This window comes from Streptomyces sp. NPDC091376, from assembly GCF_044757085.1.
Lineage (GTDB): Bacteria > Actinomycetota > Actinomycetes > Streptomycetales > Streptomycetaceae > Streptomyces > Streptomyces pratisoli.
This window is the reverse complement of record NZ_JBIVUF010000007.1, coordinates 177,860-190,606: the sequence shown is the minus strand read 5'-3', so window position 1 is coordinate 190,606 and position 12,747 is coordinate 177,860. Positions and strand designations below refer to the sequence as shown.

Annotated in this window: 10 protein-coding genes and 5 tRNA genes; 12 read left to right on the top strand and 3 right to left on the bottom strand. The window is 70.3% G+C overall.

Going from position 1 to position 12,747, the window contains the following annotated elements; translation table 11 throughout:
• Position 1: 1 nt before the first annotated feature.
• The gene (locus ACIQMR_RS17305) at positions 2-3,601 is read right to left on the bottom strand and encodes a nitrate- and nitrite sensing domain-containing protein (protein ID WP_401387309.1); all 3,600 of its coding nucleotides are present in this window, start codon (positions 3,599-3,601) and stop codon (positions 2-4) included.
• 563 nt (positions 3,602-4,164) lie between these two features.
• Between ACIQMR_RS17305 and ACIQMR_RS17300 the strand changes: the two genes are divergently transcribed.
• From ACIQMR_RS17300 to ACIQMR_RS17255, 10 genes are all read left to right on the top strand, one after another.
• The gene (locus ACIQMR_RS17300; RefSeq protein WP_401387306.1) at positions 4,165-4,341 is read left to right on the top strand and encodes a hypothetical protein; all 177 of its coding nucleotides are present in this window, start codon (positions 4,165-4,167) and stop codon (positions 4,339-4,341) included.
• Between the two features lie 98 nt (positions 4,342-4,439).
• Positions 4,440-5,225 (top strand): fumarylacetoacetate hydrolase family protein, encoded by a 786-nt coding sequence (locus tag ACIQMR_RS17295; protein ID WP_266383726.1) that lies wholly within the window; start codon positions 4,440-4,442, stop codon positions 5,223-5,225.
• Positions 5,218-6,696: a glutamate--tRNA ligase gene (gene gltX, locus ACIQMR_RS17290; protein WP_401387302.1), complete on the top strand. Its 1,479-nt coding sequence runs from the start codon at positions 5,218-5,220 to the stop codon at positions 6,694-6,696. Before ACIQMR_RS17295 ends, gltX begins: the two co-directional genes overlap by 8 nt.
• Positions 6,697-6,818: 122 nt before the next feature.
• Positions 6,819-7,499: a DUF4241 domain-containing protein gene (locus ACIQMR_RS17285; RefSeq protein WP_401387299.1), complete on the top strand. Its 681-nt coding sequence runs from the start codon at positions 6,819-6,821 to the stop codon at positions 7,497-7,499.
• 246 nt (positions 7,500-7,745) lie between these two features.
• Positions 7,746-8,468: an HAD family hydrolase gene (locus ACIQMR_RS17280; protein ID WP_401387296.1), complete on the top strand. Its 723-nt coding sequence runs from the start codon at positions 7,746-7,748 to the stop codon at positions 8,466-8,468.
• A 92-nt stretch (positions 8,469-8,560) separates the two neighbouring features.
• Positions 8,561-8,632: transfer RNA gene (locus ACIQMR_RS17275), tRNA-Gln, on the top strand.
• 21 nt (positions 8,633-8,653) lie between these two features.
• Positions 8,654-8,726: transfer RNA gene (locus ACIQMR_RS17270), tRNA-Glu, on the top strand.
• 84 nt (positions 8,727-8,810) lie between these two features.
• A tRNA-Glu gene (locus ACIQMR_RS17265) sits at positions 8,811-8,883 on the top strand.
• Between the two features lie 16 nt (positions 8,884-8,899).
• Positions 8,900-8,971, top strand: a tRNA-Gln gene (locus ACIQMR_RS17260).
• A gap of 27 nt (positions 8,972-8,998) precedes the next feature.
• Positions 8,999-9,071: transfer RNA gene (locus ACIQMR_RS17255), tRNA-Glu, on the top strand.
• A 58-nt stretch (positions 9,072-9,129) separates the two neighbouring features.
• On the opposite strand, the gene ACIQMR_RS17250 is transcribed toward ACIQMR_RS17255, so the two are convergent.
• Positions 9,130-9,768: a MerR family transcriptional regulator gene (locus ACIQMR_RS17250; protein ID WP_401387293.1), complete on the bottom strand. Its 639-nt coding sequence runs from the start codon at positions 9,766-9,768 to the stop codon at positions 9,130-9,132.
• 84 nt (positions 9,769-9,852) lie between these two features.
• Here ACIQMR_RS17250 and ACIQMR_RS17245 point away from each other — a divergent pair, with 84 nt between their 5' ends.
• Positions 9,853-10,338 carry a DUF4188 domain-containing protein gene (locus ACIQMR_RS17245; protein ID WP_401387883.1) on the top strand — a complete coding sequence of 162 codons (486 nt, stop codon included), beginning with the start codon at positions 9,853-9,855 and terminating at the stop codon, positions 10,336-10,338.
• Between the two features lie 87 nt (positions 10,339-10,425).
• Here the strand turns inward: ACIQMR_RS17245 and ndgR are convergent, their stop codons facing one another.
• Entirely contained in the window at positions 10,426-11,142 is a 717-nt protein-coding gene (gene ndgR, locus ACIQMR_RS17240) for an IclR family transcriptional regulator NdgR (RefSeq protein WP_266383737.1), read from the bottom strand.
• Positions 11,143-11,321: 179 nt separating this feature from the next.
• Between ndgR and leuC the strand changes: the two genes are divergently transcribed.
• Positions 11,322-12,746: a 3-isopropylmalate dehydratase large subunit gene (gene leuC, locus ACIQMR_RS17235; protein ID WP_401387288.1), complete on the top strand. Its 1,425-nt coding sequence runs from the start codon at positions 11,322-11,324 to the stop codon at positions 12,744-12,746.
• Position 12,747: the final 1 nt, after the last annotated feature.

Sequence of the window (12,747 nt, the reverse complement as noted above, 5' to 3'; positions counted from 1 at the left end):
ACTATCGCTCCTGCTGGTGAGTGGGGCCGACGTTGAAGCTTCCGGTGGTGCCGGAGCTGCCCGCCTGACGGCCCTGCTGAATGCCCCGACGGAGGTTGGTCAGCCGGCCCCGTACGTCATCGGGGGCACGGGAGACCTGCGGACCGGACTGGTGGGTCGGCTCCTGGGCGGTACCCGGCACCAGGTTGGCGCGCGGCACCCGACGGGGCAGACCCGAGGTGGTGATACCGCCGGCCGCGGGCTTGCGGACCCGCTCGGCCTGGCGCACCAGCTCGTCGTTGGGCGAGGTGCGCCAGGAAGTGGCACTCGCGTTGTGCTGACCGGTCTGGCCGGACTGGTTCGCGGGAGGGGTGGCCGGACGGCGCGGCGGCGCCGGCGGAGCAGGACGCCCGGCGGGCGGCTGCTGCGGCGCGGCGGGAGCCTGCGGGGCCCCGTTCGCCTGACCGCCCTGGCCCTGGTGGAACCAGTTCGTCTCCAGCGTGTCGTACAGCGGCGTACGGCCGTCACCGGGGCCCGCCGGCGGCAGCGCCTCGGGCTGCGGCTGCGCGGGCAGGCTGCCCACGGGCGGACGCGGTGCGGCGTAGCCGGCGCCACCCTGGCGCTGGTGCTGGCCTCCCGGCTGACCCTGACCCTGATGGGGCGTGGGCGGACGCTGGCCGGCGCCCCCGTAGCCCCCGGCAGGGCGCTGAGGAGCACTGCCGAAGTCCGGGCGGGCGAACTGCTCCGTGGCCGCCGGGTCCTGGGCACCGGGCCGCGGACCGTTGTAGTCGGGCCTGGCGAACTGCTCGGTGGCACCGGGACCCTGCCGGTCGCCCGCCGCACCCGTCGGGCGGCCGTACTGACCGGTGGAATCGTGCTCCTCGTGACCGCGCGGCGCGTCCATCGAGGAACGCGACTGCGGCGCCGACGGCTGCTCGTTGCCCCAGCTGGTGGTCTGCGGGCGCTGCTGCTGACCGCCGCCGGGAAGCTCGCCACGCGGGGTACCGGCCGGCGGCAGTTGCTGTCCGCGGTCGCCACCCGTCCGGGCGGTGTGCCGACCGGAGTTGCGGCCCCGTCCGCGGTCCTGCGCACCGGGCGCCTGCGGAGCCGCCGGACGGCCACGGCCGCTGTCGGCACCGAACGCGTTCGCGGGAGCGCCGCCCTGACGGGAGAAGTCCTGCTGGGCGGAGTCCTGTCCCATGCCGCCCTGCTGCGGGCCGCCCTGGAACGGGGCGCTGTCCCGAGGGGGAAGCGCCGCACGCGGAGCCGATCCCGCACCGACCTGGCCGCGCTGCCCACCGGGACCACCGGAGCCGGCCGAAGGACCGCCGCCGAGGCCCGGACGGCCGCCTGCCGCACCGGGACCGCCGGTCAGACCGCGTCCGCCGCCACCGGCACCCGAAGGCGCCTGCGGGTTGCCGTTCTGAGCGCCGGCGCCGGGCTTGGCCGGGGGCTTCTTGCCGCCCTGGGCGACGTCGACGGGGAGCATGACCAGCGCGGTCGTACCACCGGAGTCGGAGGGACGGAGCTGGATACGGATGCCGTGCCGCAGGGACAGGCGGCCGACCACGAACAGACCCATGCGGCGGGACACGGAGACGTCCACGGTGGGCGGCGACGCCAGCCGCTCGTTGATCGCGGCGAGGTCCTCGGGGGAGAGGCCGATGCCGGTGTCGTGGATCTCGACGAGGACGCGTCCGTCGGGCAGCGCGTGACCGGTCACGCGGACCTTGGTCTGCGGCGAGGAGAACGACGTCGCGTTCTCCAGCAGCTCGGCGAGGAGGTGCACGAGGTCGTTGACGACCCGGCCGGCGACCTCGGTACCCGGGACGGCCGCCAGTTCGATGCGCTCGTACTGCTCCACCTCGGAGGCGGCGGCACGGAGCACGTCGACGAGCGGGACGGGCCGGGTCCAGCGGCGGCCCGGCTCCTCGCCCGCGAGGACGAGGAGGTTCTCACCGTTACGGCGCATACGGGTCGCGAGGTGGTCCAGCTTGAAGAGCGAGGACAGCTGGTCCGGGTCGGCCTCGCGGGACTCCAGCTCGGAGATCAGCGACAGCTGACGCTGGATGAGACCCTGCGAACGACGCGACAGGTTGGTGAACATCGCGTTGACGTTGCCACGGAGCAGGGCCTGCTCGGCGGCGAGGCGGACCGCCTCGCGGTGCACGTCGTCGAAGGCCGCGGCCACCTTGCCGATCTCGTCCCGGGAGTGCACACCGACGGACTCGACCGTGGTGTCGACGTCCTGCGGGTCGGACTCGGACAGCTGCTTGACCAGCTCGGGCAGCCGGTCCTGGGCGACCCTGGTGGCGGTGTCCTGCAGCCGGCGCAGCGAGCGGATCATGGACCGGGCCACGACGAAGGCGCCGATGAGCGAGACGCCGAGCACGAGCAGGATCAGCGCACCGTTGATGATGGCGTCCTGCTGCGACTCCTGCTTGAGCTCGCGGGCCTTGCTCTCCATCTCACCGAGAAGCGTCTTCTCGATGGTGTTCATGGCGTCGATCTTGGTGTCGGCCTTGTCGGTCCAGTCCTTGTAGGTGCGGCGATCCACACTCGCCAGACCGTTCGGCCTGCTGAGCACGCGGTTCGCGTACTCGTTCGCGTCCTCGATCTCGGAGTTGCCGTCGACCAGCGGGGCGGTCAGCTCCTCGGCGTTGCCGCCGAGGGAGGCGTAGATGCGCTTGAACGAGTCGAGCGACTGCTTCTCGTTCTCCGCGGCGTCGTCACCGGTGAGACGGTCGTTCTCGTTCATGGAGCCGTCGGCCTTGGTGTTCGCCGGCAGAGCGGCCGCGATGATCGCGCGCTGGATGGACGCGTACTCCTTGGCGGCGGAGAACGCCGCCAGCGCACGCGTGCGCTTGATCATCTCCGGGTTGTTGGTCGCCTGGGCCATGTCCTGGGACAGGGTGAGGAGCGACTCGATCAGCCGGTTGTACCGGTTGATCGTCTGCGTGGTCGAGATGCCGCCGTCGCTCTCGGCGTAGGCGGTGCCACGGATCTTGGCGATCGTGGTGACCTGCTGGGCGATCTGGCTGACGTTGGAGTGGATGCTCTCCAGCGCCTCGTCCCCCGTGGTGTCGCCGATGTCGACGGTCGCGGCGAGGAAGGCCTGCCTCTTGCGGTCCGTGTCCTTACGGGGCTGGTCGACCTCGAAGCGGCTGGCGGGGACGCCGTGGGTCAGCGGGCCCGCCGCGTGGTCGCGCTCCTCCTGGAGCGCCTCGGCGAGGGCCGTGGCTTCCTTGGTCAGCTTCGTCAGCAGCTGCATGTGGTTCAGCTGCTCGATGTCGTCCATCGACTGGTTGATACGCAGTCCACCCAGCGTGGTCGCCGCGACGACGGGGAGGGTGAGCAGGGAGACCAGTCGGGTGCTGATGCGCCAGTTGCGCAGGGCTATTCGTGAGCCCGTGTCGGAAGGGCCCTTGGACTTGGACTTGGGGCGATCCGCCGGCTCGGCGGTGGACGAAGCCGCGCCGGGGCGCGCTCCGCGGTCACCGGAGTCGCCGGCCTGGCCCTGGTTCTGGGTGTGCTGGGGCGAGGGGCCGCGGTCTGTCCCGACGCGCGGCTCCTGTTCAGCGGCAGCTTCCCCTTGGCCCTGGCGGGCCTGGGGACGCCCCATGCCATCCCTCTTGAAACGTCCCTGCACTAGCGTCGCAACCTCTGGACCAGGCGTCCCTCCGCAGAACGGCGGGACGGTGTCGGCGTCGTGGGGCGGTGGAGACGCCCCAAGTCGGTCGTGGAGTGACCGGCGCTTCTCCCCCTTCCGCCGCCACTCGGCGCAGCGTTGCGCCCCTGCGCGCCGGATGAAACCCGCGGCGGTGCGTGGAATTCCAGCACAGTGCCGGATCTCCAACAAGGGCCGTGTACCGGGCTGTGACCTGAGTGACACGTTGTGAGCGTCGTGTCACAACTCGTAGAAAGTGATTCTGGATGAATGGGGCATTCGGCGACGAGTCGCTTACGGGTGGGGGGTGTCCCAGTCGCCATGATCAGGAGCGGAATAGCGCGTTCAGGGGCGCAATGTCCGTTTCTGCGAGGGGTCTTGGTGGTCCGGAATGACGGAATTGCCTGTCGCTCCGTGAGCAAACTCACACGTAGATCGTTGGCTCTTCCATGCTTTCGCAGGGAAATCGATGTTTAGCCTGACGCTTTACAAGCACCGGCACTCTGACTAGGCGAGCGATGAAGACGACGATGATGTTCCGCAACATAGCCAACCCCCGGCGCACGACGCTGGCGCACCTCGAGGACGCCGTCGAACTGCAGCCGGAGGCTCAGCCGGAGCACTCGGCCGACCTTCCCCTCCAGACCGCCAACCCCCGCCGCACCACCCTTGTGGACGCCCCGGTGGTGCCGTAACCCCGGTGGCGCCCTGATACGGCAGGCCAGGCCCCTCTCGCGCGTTAGCCTGGAGCGTCAGACTCCAGCCAGCGGAAGCAGAGGGGCACGAGCCACCCGTGCGCATCGCCAGATTCTCCATCGACGGGAATGTCGCCTTCGGCGCGGTCGAGGGCGAGGGAACCGGCGACCCGGCCGGTCTCGTTCTCGACATCATCAAGGGCATCCCCTACACGGACTTCGAGCTCTCCGGTACGAAAGTGCCCCTGAGCAAGGTCCGGCTCCTGCCGCCCGTCCTCCCCAACAAGGTCGTGGCCATCGGCCGCAACTACGCGGAGCACGCGGCGGAGCTCGGCAACGAGGTGCCCGAGGTCCCGGTGGCCTTCTTCAAGCCCACCACCTCGGTGATCGGCTCCGGCGACGCGATCGAGTACCCGTCCTTCTCCGACGAACTGCACCACGAGGCCGAGCTCGCCGTCGTCATCGGCCGGCTCTGCCGCGAGGTCCCGCGCGAGCGTGTGAAGGACGTCATCTTCGGCTACACCTGCGCCAACGACGTCACCGCGCGCGACGCCCAGAAGCGCGAGAAGCAGTGGGCCCGGGCCAAGGGCTTCGACACCTCCTGCCCGCTCGGCCCCTGGGTGGAGACCGACCTCGACCCCGCCGACCTCACCATCCAGTGCACGGTCAACGGCGAGCAGCGCCAGCTGGGTCGTACGAGCGACATGATCCGCTCCATCGAGGACCTGGTCGTCCACATCACCGAGGCCATGACGCTGCTCCCCGGAGACGTCATCCTCACCGGCACCCCCGCCGGGGTCGGCCCCCTCAACGTCGGCGACGAGGTCGCCGTCACCATCGAAGGCATCGGCACTCTCACCAACAAGGTGATCAAGCGTGGCTAACGCGACGAACGTCCGCGTACGTTTCTGTCCCTCGCCGACCGGCAACCCCCATGTGGGCCTGGTCCGCACCGCCCTGTTCAACTGGGCGTTCGCCCGGCACAACCAGGGCACCATGGTCTTCCGCATCGAGGACACCGACGCGGCCCGCGACTCCGAGGAGTCGTACAACCAGCTGCTCGACTCGCTGCGCTGGCTCGGCCTCGACTGGGACGAGGGCCCCGAGACCGGCGGCCCGCACGAGCCCTACCGCCAGTCGCAGCGCATGGACATCTACCGGGACGTCGCCGAGAAGCTCCTGGCGGGCGGGTACGCCTACCACTGCTACTGCACGGTCACCGAGCTGGACGAGCGCCGCGAGGCCGCCCGTGCCGCGGGCAGGCCGTCCGGCTACGACGGCCACTGCCGCGATCTCACCGACGAGCAGAAGGCCGCCTACGTGCGCGAGGGCCGTGAGGCCATCGTCCGCTTCCGGATGCCCGACGAGCCGATCACCTTCACCGACCTGGTCCGCGGCGAGCTCACCTTCACGCCGGACAACGTGCCCGACTACGGCATCGTCCGGGCCAGCGGCGCGCCGCTCTACACGCTCGTCAACCCGGTCGACGACGCCCTGATGGAGATCACGCACGTGCTGCGCGGTGAGGACCTGCTGTCCTCCACCCCGCGCCAGATCGCGCTCTACAAGGCGCTGATCGAGCTCGGCATCGCCAAGGAGATCCCGGCCTTCGGCCACCTCCCGTACGTCATGGGCGAGGGCAACAAGAAGCTGTCCAAGCGCGACCCCCAGGCCTCGCTCAACCTCTACCGCGAGCGCGGCTTCCTCCCCGAGGGCCTGCTCAACTACCTCTCGCTGCTGGGCTGGTCGTTCTCCGCGGACCAGGACGTGTTCTCCATCGCCGAGATGGTCGAGAAGTTCGACATCGTGGACGTCAACGCCAACCCGGCCCGCTTCGACCTGAAGAAGGCCGAGGCGATCAACGCCGACCACGTCCGGCGGCTCGATGTGAAGGCCTTCACCGAGGCCTGCGAGCCCTGGCTGCGGGCCCCGCACGCCCATTGGGCGCCCGAGGACTTCGACCAGGCCGCGTGGGAGGCGATCGCCCCGTACGCCCAGACCCGGCTGACGGTCCTCTCCGACATCACCGCCAATGTCGACTTCCTGTTCCTCAAGGAGCCGGTCGAGGACGAGGCGTCCTGGCAGAAGGCGATGAAGGAGGGCTCCGACGCGCTGCTGCGCACCGCGCGCGAGAAGCTCGACGCCGCCGACTGGTCCAGCCCGGAGTCGCTGAAGAACGCGGTCCTGGCCGCCGGCGAGGAGCACGGCCTCAAGCTCGGCAAGGCGCAGGCCCCGGTCCGCGTGGCGGTGACCGGCCGCACGGTGGGTCTGCCGCTCTTCGAGTCGCTGGAGATCCTGGGCAAGGAGCGCACCCTGGCCCGCGTCGACGCCGCGCTGGCGAAGCTCTCCGCGTAGGCGTCTTGCGTACGTCCCTCAGGGGCGGCAGCCGTTGCGGCTGCCGCCCCTGAGGCGTTGCCGTCGGCTGCGGCTAGGGTGCGGGCATCCACGGCCACCGATCTCTCGCTGGGGGACACCCGATGCCCATGTCCGCGCCCGACTACGCCTGGCACTTCACGCCGGGGAACGAGTTCGAGGACGAGCCCGGGGTCACCGGCACCCTGGCCGTGGTTCCCGGGGGCGAGCTGTGGCTGCCCACCGGTCGCGTCGTCGCCTGCGACCCGTTCGTCGAGCTCGGGTGCGGCGAGGCCGAACCCTTCGTCGCGGAGGTCGCGCCGGGCCGTTACCGGGTGGAATGCGCCGTGGCCACGCTCATGGACCCGGCGGATCCGGAGCCCGACGGTCCGCCCCACCGGCGGATCGCCGCCGCGCGCCTCGTGATCAAGGACACGCCCACCGAGTCCTGGGAGATCGGCACCAGGGCGGGCCAGAACCCCGCGGAACTCGGTGACGACGAGTTCTTCGGCTACCCCGTCGACGTCGCGACCGGCTGCTTCTACGACGCCGCCTGCGACGGCACCTTCCCGCAGAGCGAGGAGGAGGAAGGGCTGCTGTGGGACACCCTTTACAGTGCCGACTGGTTCTCGGGGCCGCAGCTGATCACCGACCCGTCCACCGGCCACACCGTGGCCGCGTTCATGACGGGCTGGGGCGACGGCACCTACCCGACCTGGGTGGGCCGCGACGCCGCCGGCGAGGTCACCTGCTTCGTGACCGACTTCTTCGTCGTCCCCGCGGAGGCGGTCCCCGCCTCCGCGTGACCGCGGACCTGCCGATCCAGGCGGTGCCGGGGCCGGCCTCGGTGTCGTGCGGATCCGAGTGGTCCTCCGGGTCATCGACACTGCGTTTTCCGGGGGGCGACTCCCGGACCCCCGGCCGGGGGTCCGGCGGGGCTAGCCTCGGTGTCGTGCGGGGCCGAGCGGTCCTCCGGGTCATCGACACTGCGTTTTCCGGGGGGCGACCCCCGGACCCCCGGCCGGGGGTCCGGCGGGGCTAGCCTCGGTGTCATGCCGATCCGAGCCGTCCTCTGGGACATCGACGACACGATCTTCGACTACGCCGGCGCCGACCACGCCGGTATGGAGCGGCATCTTCAGGCGGAGGGCCTGGCCGAGGGGTACGGCTCCGTCGACCAGGCTCTCACCCGCTGGAAGGAGCTCACCCGCTTCCACTGGCGCCGCTTCGAGGCCGGCGGGGTCGGCTTCGAGGCGCAGCGCCGGGACCGGGTGAGGGACTTCCTCGGGGTGCTCGGGATGAGCGACGCCGAGGCCGACGAGTGGTTCGCCCGCTACGTCACCCACTACGAGGCCGCCTGGCAGCTGTTCCCCGACGCCCTGCCCGTACTGGACCTGCTGGCCGCCGACTTCCGGCACGGCGTGCTCTCGAACTCCTCGATCCACAACCAGCACCGCAAGCTGACCGTGCTCGGGGTGCGGGACCGCTTCGAGGCGGTCGTGTGCGCGGCGGAGCTGGGGGTCGCCAAGCCCCAGGCCGCGGCCTTCCACGCCGCGTGCGAGGCGCTCGCGTTGCCGCCGCGGGACGTCGCGTACGTGGGCGACCACCCCGACATCGATGCGGAGGGCGCCGGGGCGGCGGGGCTTACCGGTATCTGGCTGGACCGCGGTGGGCTGGGCGGACGGCCGGAGCTGATCCGGATCACGGGACTGGACGAGCTTCCCGCCCTGCTGCGGCGCGATACCCGTTTTGGAGCGCCGTCCACCTTCAGGTAATGTTCTTCCTGCGCCGAGGGGTGCGGGCCGCAAGCCCGGAACCGGAAGCGCACAACCCGAACGAAACCCCCGTGGTGGGGGTTGAGTTTTGGTGGCCTATGGTGTAATTGGCAGCACGACTGATTCTGGTTCAGTTAGTCTAGGTTCGAGTCCTGGTAGGCCAGCTCGCAGAGCTCATCTGCAAAGCCCCCGTTGTGTAGCGGCCTAGCACGCTGCCCTCTCAAGGCAGTAGCGCCGGTTCGAATCCGGTCGGGGGTACAGATCCATCCTGCTGGTCATCAGGGTCGCTCCCGATGCCCGCGCAGTGACATCACCCGGCTGACGCCGGGTGGGATCGCTAGGGCCCCCGTTGTGTAGCGGCCTAGCACGCCGCCCTCTCAAGGCGGTAGCGCCGGTTCGAATCCGGTCGGGGGTACTGGTCTATACCACCATGGGCTATGGTGTAATTGGCAGCACGAGTGATTCTGGTTCATTTAGTCTAGGTTCGAGTCCTGGTAGCCCAGCGGATCCACTCGATGGATCAAGATCTTGCCCCCGTTGTGTAGCGGCCTAGCACGCCGCCCTCTCAAGGCGGTAGCGCCGGTTCGAATCCGGTCGGGGGTACGCGAAGAGAAGGCCCTCCCTGTTCGGGGAGGGCCTTCTCGCGTTCCCGGTGCCCCGTTCAGCCGAAGCGGCGGTTGGACTCCTCGGCCTGGGCCAGCCTGCGCAGGCTCAGCAGCACCGGCTCGTACAGCACGGTGAACGCCACCGCGGCCTCCACCTGCTCCTCCTCGGACTCGTAACGCTCCACCAAGTCCAGGTCGGTGACGGCCAGTTGGGTCGCGCTCCTGGCGTACGGCAGCAGTTCCTCGATGCCGCAGGGATAGCCGAGGCGCAGCATCGTGGCGATCCCGGCGACCAGCATCCGGTACGCGGGCGACCGCGCCCCCGTCTCGCGGCCGAAGTCCCAGTCGAGCCGCTCCAGCAGGGCTTCGGCGGTGCGGTGCGCTGTTCCGGTGGAGGGGTCCTCCTCGTCGGGGTCCTGGCCGTGCGGAATGGACCAGACGGCCGCGCCGAGCCGCATGTGGTGGTCGAGGCTGTCGTCGGCGATGGCGGCCAGTACCTCGCGGGCGGTAGCCACGGGGATCCGGCCGACCTGGATCAGCGCCCGGACCAGCCCGAGCCGGCGCAGATGTGTGTCGTCGTACTCGGCCTGGGTGGCGGTGATCCGGTGCCCGGGCGGCAGTAGCCGCTCACGCAGGTAGTACTTGATCGTCGGTATCGGCACCCCGCTGCGTTCGCTGAGTTCCGCCAGTCTCATGCACTTGCGCCCTTCCTTGGAGAGTGTCACTATCCAATCATGGATAGCAGGACTATCCAACGGCTCACGAAGGGGGAACCGGTGATGGGCAGCACTCCGATTCAAGGGCGCATGGCCGCGGAGGGGCAGGCGGAGGTCGTCGTCTTCCTCATCGGAATGCGCATCAACAGCTTCAGGGCGGTGCGGAGTTGGTGGCCGGTGTTCAAGGCCATGCCGCGCATGCTGAAGGAGCTGTCCAAGGACAGGGACAGCGGACTGCGCGGCTATCAGCTGCTGCTGGGCGGTCCCCGGCTCGTCTATACCGTCCAGTACTGGGAGTCCAGGGAGAAGCTGTTCGCGTACGCGACGGCGCAGGACAAGGAGCACCGCCCGGCCTGGGCCGCGTTCAACCGCCGGATGCGCGAGGGCAAGGGCAAGGTCGGCTTCTGGCACGAGACCTACATCGTCCCCGCGGGCTCGTACGAGAACGTCTACATCAACATGCCGGCGTTCGGGCTCGGCGCGGCGACGGGCGTCGTCCCGGTCGCCCAGCGCGGTGACCGTGCGGCGGACCGCCTGAAGGCGGGATGACGGCGGCGCTGACAGCGACGGAGGAGCTCCCCGCGGGAGCTCCTCCGTCGGTACGTCCGCTGCTCGCCGGCAGGCGAGCCCCGCAGGTCAGCCCGAGCGGCGCAGGGCGTCCGAGAGGCGGCCGGCCGCGTCGATGACCGCCTGGGCGTGCATCCGGCCCGGGTGGCGGGTCAGGCGCTCGATCGGTCCGGAGACCGAGACCGCGGCCACCACCCGGTTCGAGGGGCCGCGCACCGGCGCGGAGACCGAGGCGACACCCGGCTCGCGCTCGCCGATCGACTGCGCCCAGCCGCGGCGCCGTACGCCGGACAGTGCCGTCGCCGTGAAACGCGCGCCCTGGAGGCCGCGGTGCAGGCGCTCCGGCTCCTCCCAGGCCATCAGGATCTGGGCGGACGAGCCGGCCTTCATCGTGAGCGTCGATCCCACGGGCACCGTGTCCCGCAGTCCGGACAGCCGCTCGGCGGCCGCCACACAGATACGCATGTCTCCCTGCCGTCGGTACAGCTGCGCGCTCTCGCCCGTCACGTCGCGCAGATGCGTCAGTACCGGTCCCGCCGTGGCGAGCAGCCGGTCCTCGCCCGCGGCCGCCGCGAGCTCCGCCAGCCGCGGGCCCAGAATGAACCGCCCCTGCATGTCCCTCGCCACCATCCGGTGGTGTTCCAGAGCCACGGCGAGACGATGTGCCGTGGGTCGTGCAAGCCCTGTCGCCGCGACCAGCCCGGCGAGGGTGGCCGGACCGGACTCCAGGGCGCTCAATACCAGAGCAGCCTTGTCGAGAACGCCGACGCCGCTAGAGTTGTCCATGCAACGATACTCACGTCTCACTCTGTGAAACGCAAGTTCAATTTCTCCGAGAAGTTGCGAACCTGGATGTACGGCCGCACAAGGGCCCGCGTTCCCCCGCCCGGCACCCGTGGTGCGGACGGCTTGCGCAATCGATCTCTAGTTGGGCCCGGCGACGCTGCCGGGCCGGAGGGAAAGCGATGGGTAGGACACTCGCGGAGAAGGTCTGGGACGACCACGTCGTCCGGCGCGCCGAGGGCGAGCCCGACCTCCTCTTCATCGATCTCCACCTCCTGCACGAGGTGACGAGCCCGCAGGCGTTCGACGGCCTCCGCCAGAACGGCCGCCGGGTGCGGCGGCTCGACCTCACCATCGCGACCGAGGACCACAACACCCCGACCCTCGACATCGACAAGCCCATCGCCGACCCGGTCTCGCGCACCCAGCTGGAGACGCTGCGCAAGAACTGCGCGGAGTTCGGCGTCCGGCTGCACCCGCTCGGCGACGTCGAGCAGGGCGTCGTCCACGTCGTGGGACCGCAGCTGGGGCTGACCCAGCCCGGCACCACCGTGGTCTGCGGTGACTCCCACACCTCCACGCACGGCGCCTTCGGCGCGCTGGCGTTCGGGATCGGCACCTCCCAGGTCGAGCACGTCCTGGCCACCCAGACGCTGCCGCTGGCCCGCCCCAAGACCATGGCGATCACCGTCGAGGGCGAGCTGCCCGACGGCGTCACCGCCAAGGACCTGATCCTGGCGATCATCGCCAGGATCGGCACCGGCGGCGGCCAGGGCTACATCCTGGAGTACCGCGGCTCGGCCATCGAGAAGCTCTCGATGGAGGCCCGCATGACCATCTGCAACATGTCGATCGAGGCCGGCGCCCGTGCGGGCATGATCGCCCCCGACCGGACCACGTTCGACTATCTGCAGGGTCGTGACCACGCCCCCCGCGGCGAGGACTGGGACGCGGCGGTCGCGTACTGGAAGACGCTGCGCACCGACGACGACGCCGTCTTCGACGCCGAGGTCTTCATCGACGCCACCGAACTCTCCCCGTTCGTCACCTGGGGCACCAACCCCGGCCAGGGTGCGCCGCTCTCGGCGAGCGTCCCCGACCCGGCTTCGTACGAGGACGCATCGGAGCGGCACGCGGCCGAAAAGGCCCTGGAGTACATGGGGTTGACCGCCGGGCAGGCGCTGCGCGACATCAAGGTCGACACCGTCTTCGTAGGCTCCTGCACCAACGGCCGTATCGAGGACCTGCGCTCCGCGGCCTCGATCCTGGGGGGCCGCAAAGTCGCCGACGGCGTACGGATGCTGGTCGTCCCCGGCTCGGTGCGCGTCGCGCTGCAGGCCGTCGAGGAGGGCCTGGACAAGGTCTTCAAGGAGGCCGGCGCCGAATGGCGGCACGCGGGATGCTCGATGTGTCTGGGCATGAACCCCGACCAGCTGGCTCCCGGTGAGCGCTCCGCGTCCACCTCCAACCGCAACTTCGAGGGCCGTCAGGGCAAGGGCGGCCGGACCCATCTGGTCTCGCCGCAGGTCGCCGCCGCCACCGCGGTGCTCGGCCACCTGGCCTCACCCACCGACCTGTCCGACACCCGTACGCCCGCCGGAGTCTGAA

Excerpts from the sequence above, each read along its gene's own strand:
- ACIQMR_RS17250 (WP_401387293.1), bottom strand. The coding sequence starts at position 9,768 with ATGAGACTGGCGGAACTCAGCGAACGCAGCGGGGTGCCGATACCGACG.
- ndgR (WP_266383737.1), bottom strand. The coding sequence starts at position 11,142 with ATGGACAACTCTAGCGGCGTCGGCGTTCTCGACAAGGCTGCTCTGGTA.
- ACIQMR_RS17245 (WP_401387883.1), top strand. The coding sequence starts at position 9,853 with ATGGGCAGCACTCCGATTCAAGGGCGCATGGCCGCGGAGGGGCAGGCG.
- ACIQMR_RS17300 (WP_401387306.1), top strand. The coding sequence starts at position 4,165 with ATGAAGACGACGATGATGTTCCGCAACATAGCCAACCCCCGGCGCACG.
- ACIQMR_RS17280 (WP_401387296.1), top strand. The coding sequence starts at position 7,746 with ATGCCGATCCGAGCCGTCCTCTGGGACATCGACGACACGATCTTCGAC.
- ACIQMR_RS17305 (WP_401387309.1), bottom strand. The coding sequence starts at position 3,601 with ATGGGGCGTCCCCAGGCCCGCCAGGGCCAAGGGGAAGCTGCCGCTGAA.
- ACIQMR_RS17285 (WP_401387299.1), top strand. The coding sequence starts at position 6,819 with ATGCCCATGTCCGCGCCCGACTACGCCTGGCACTTCACGCCGGGGAAC.
- leuC (WP_401387288.1), top strand. The coding sequence starts at position 11,322 with ATGGGTAGGACACTCGCGGAGAAGGTCTGGGACGACCACGTCGTCCGG.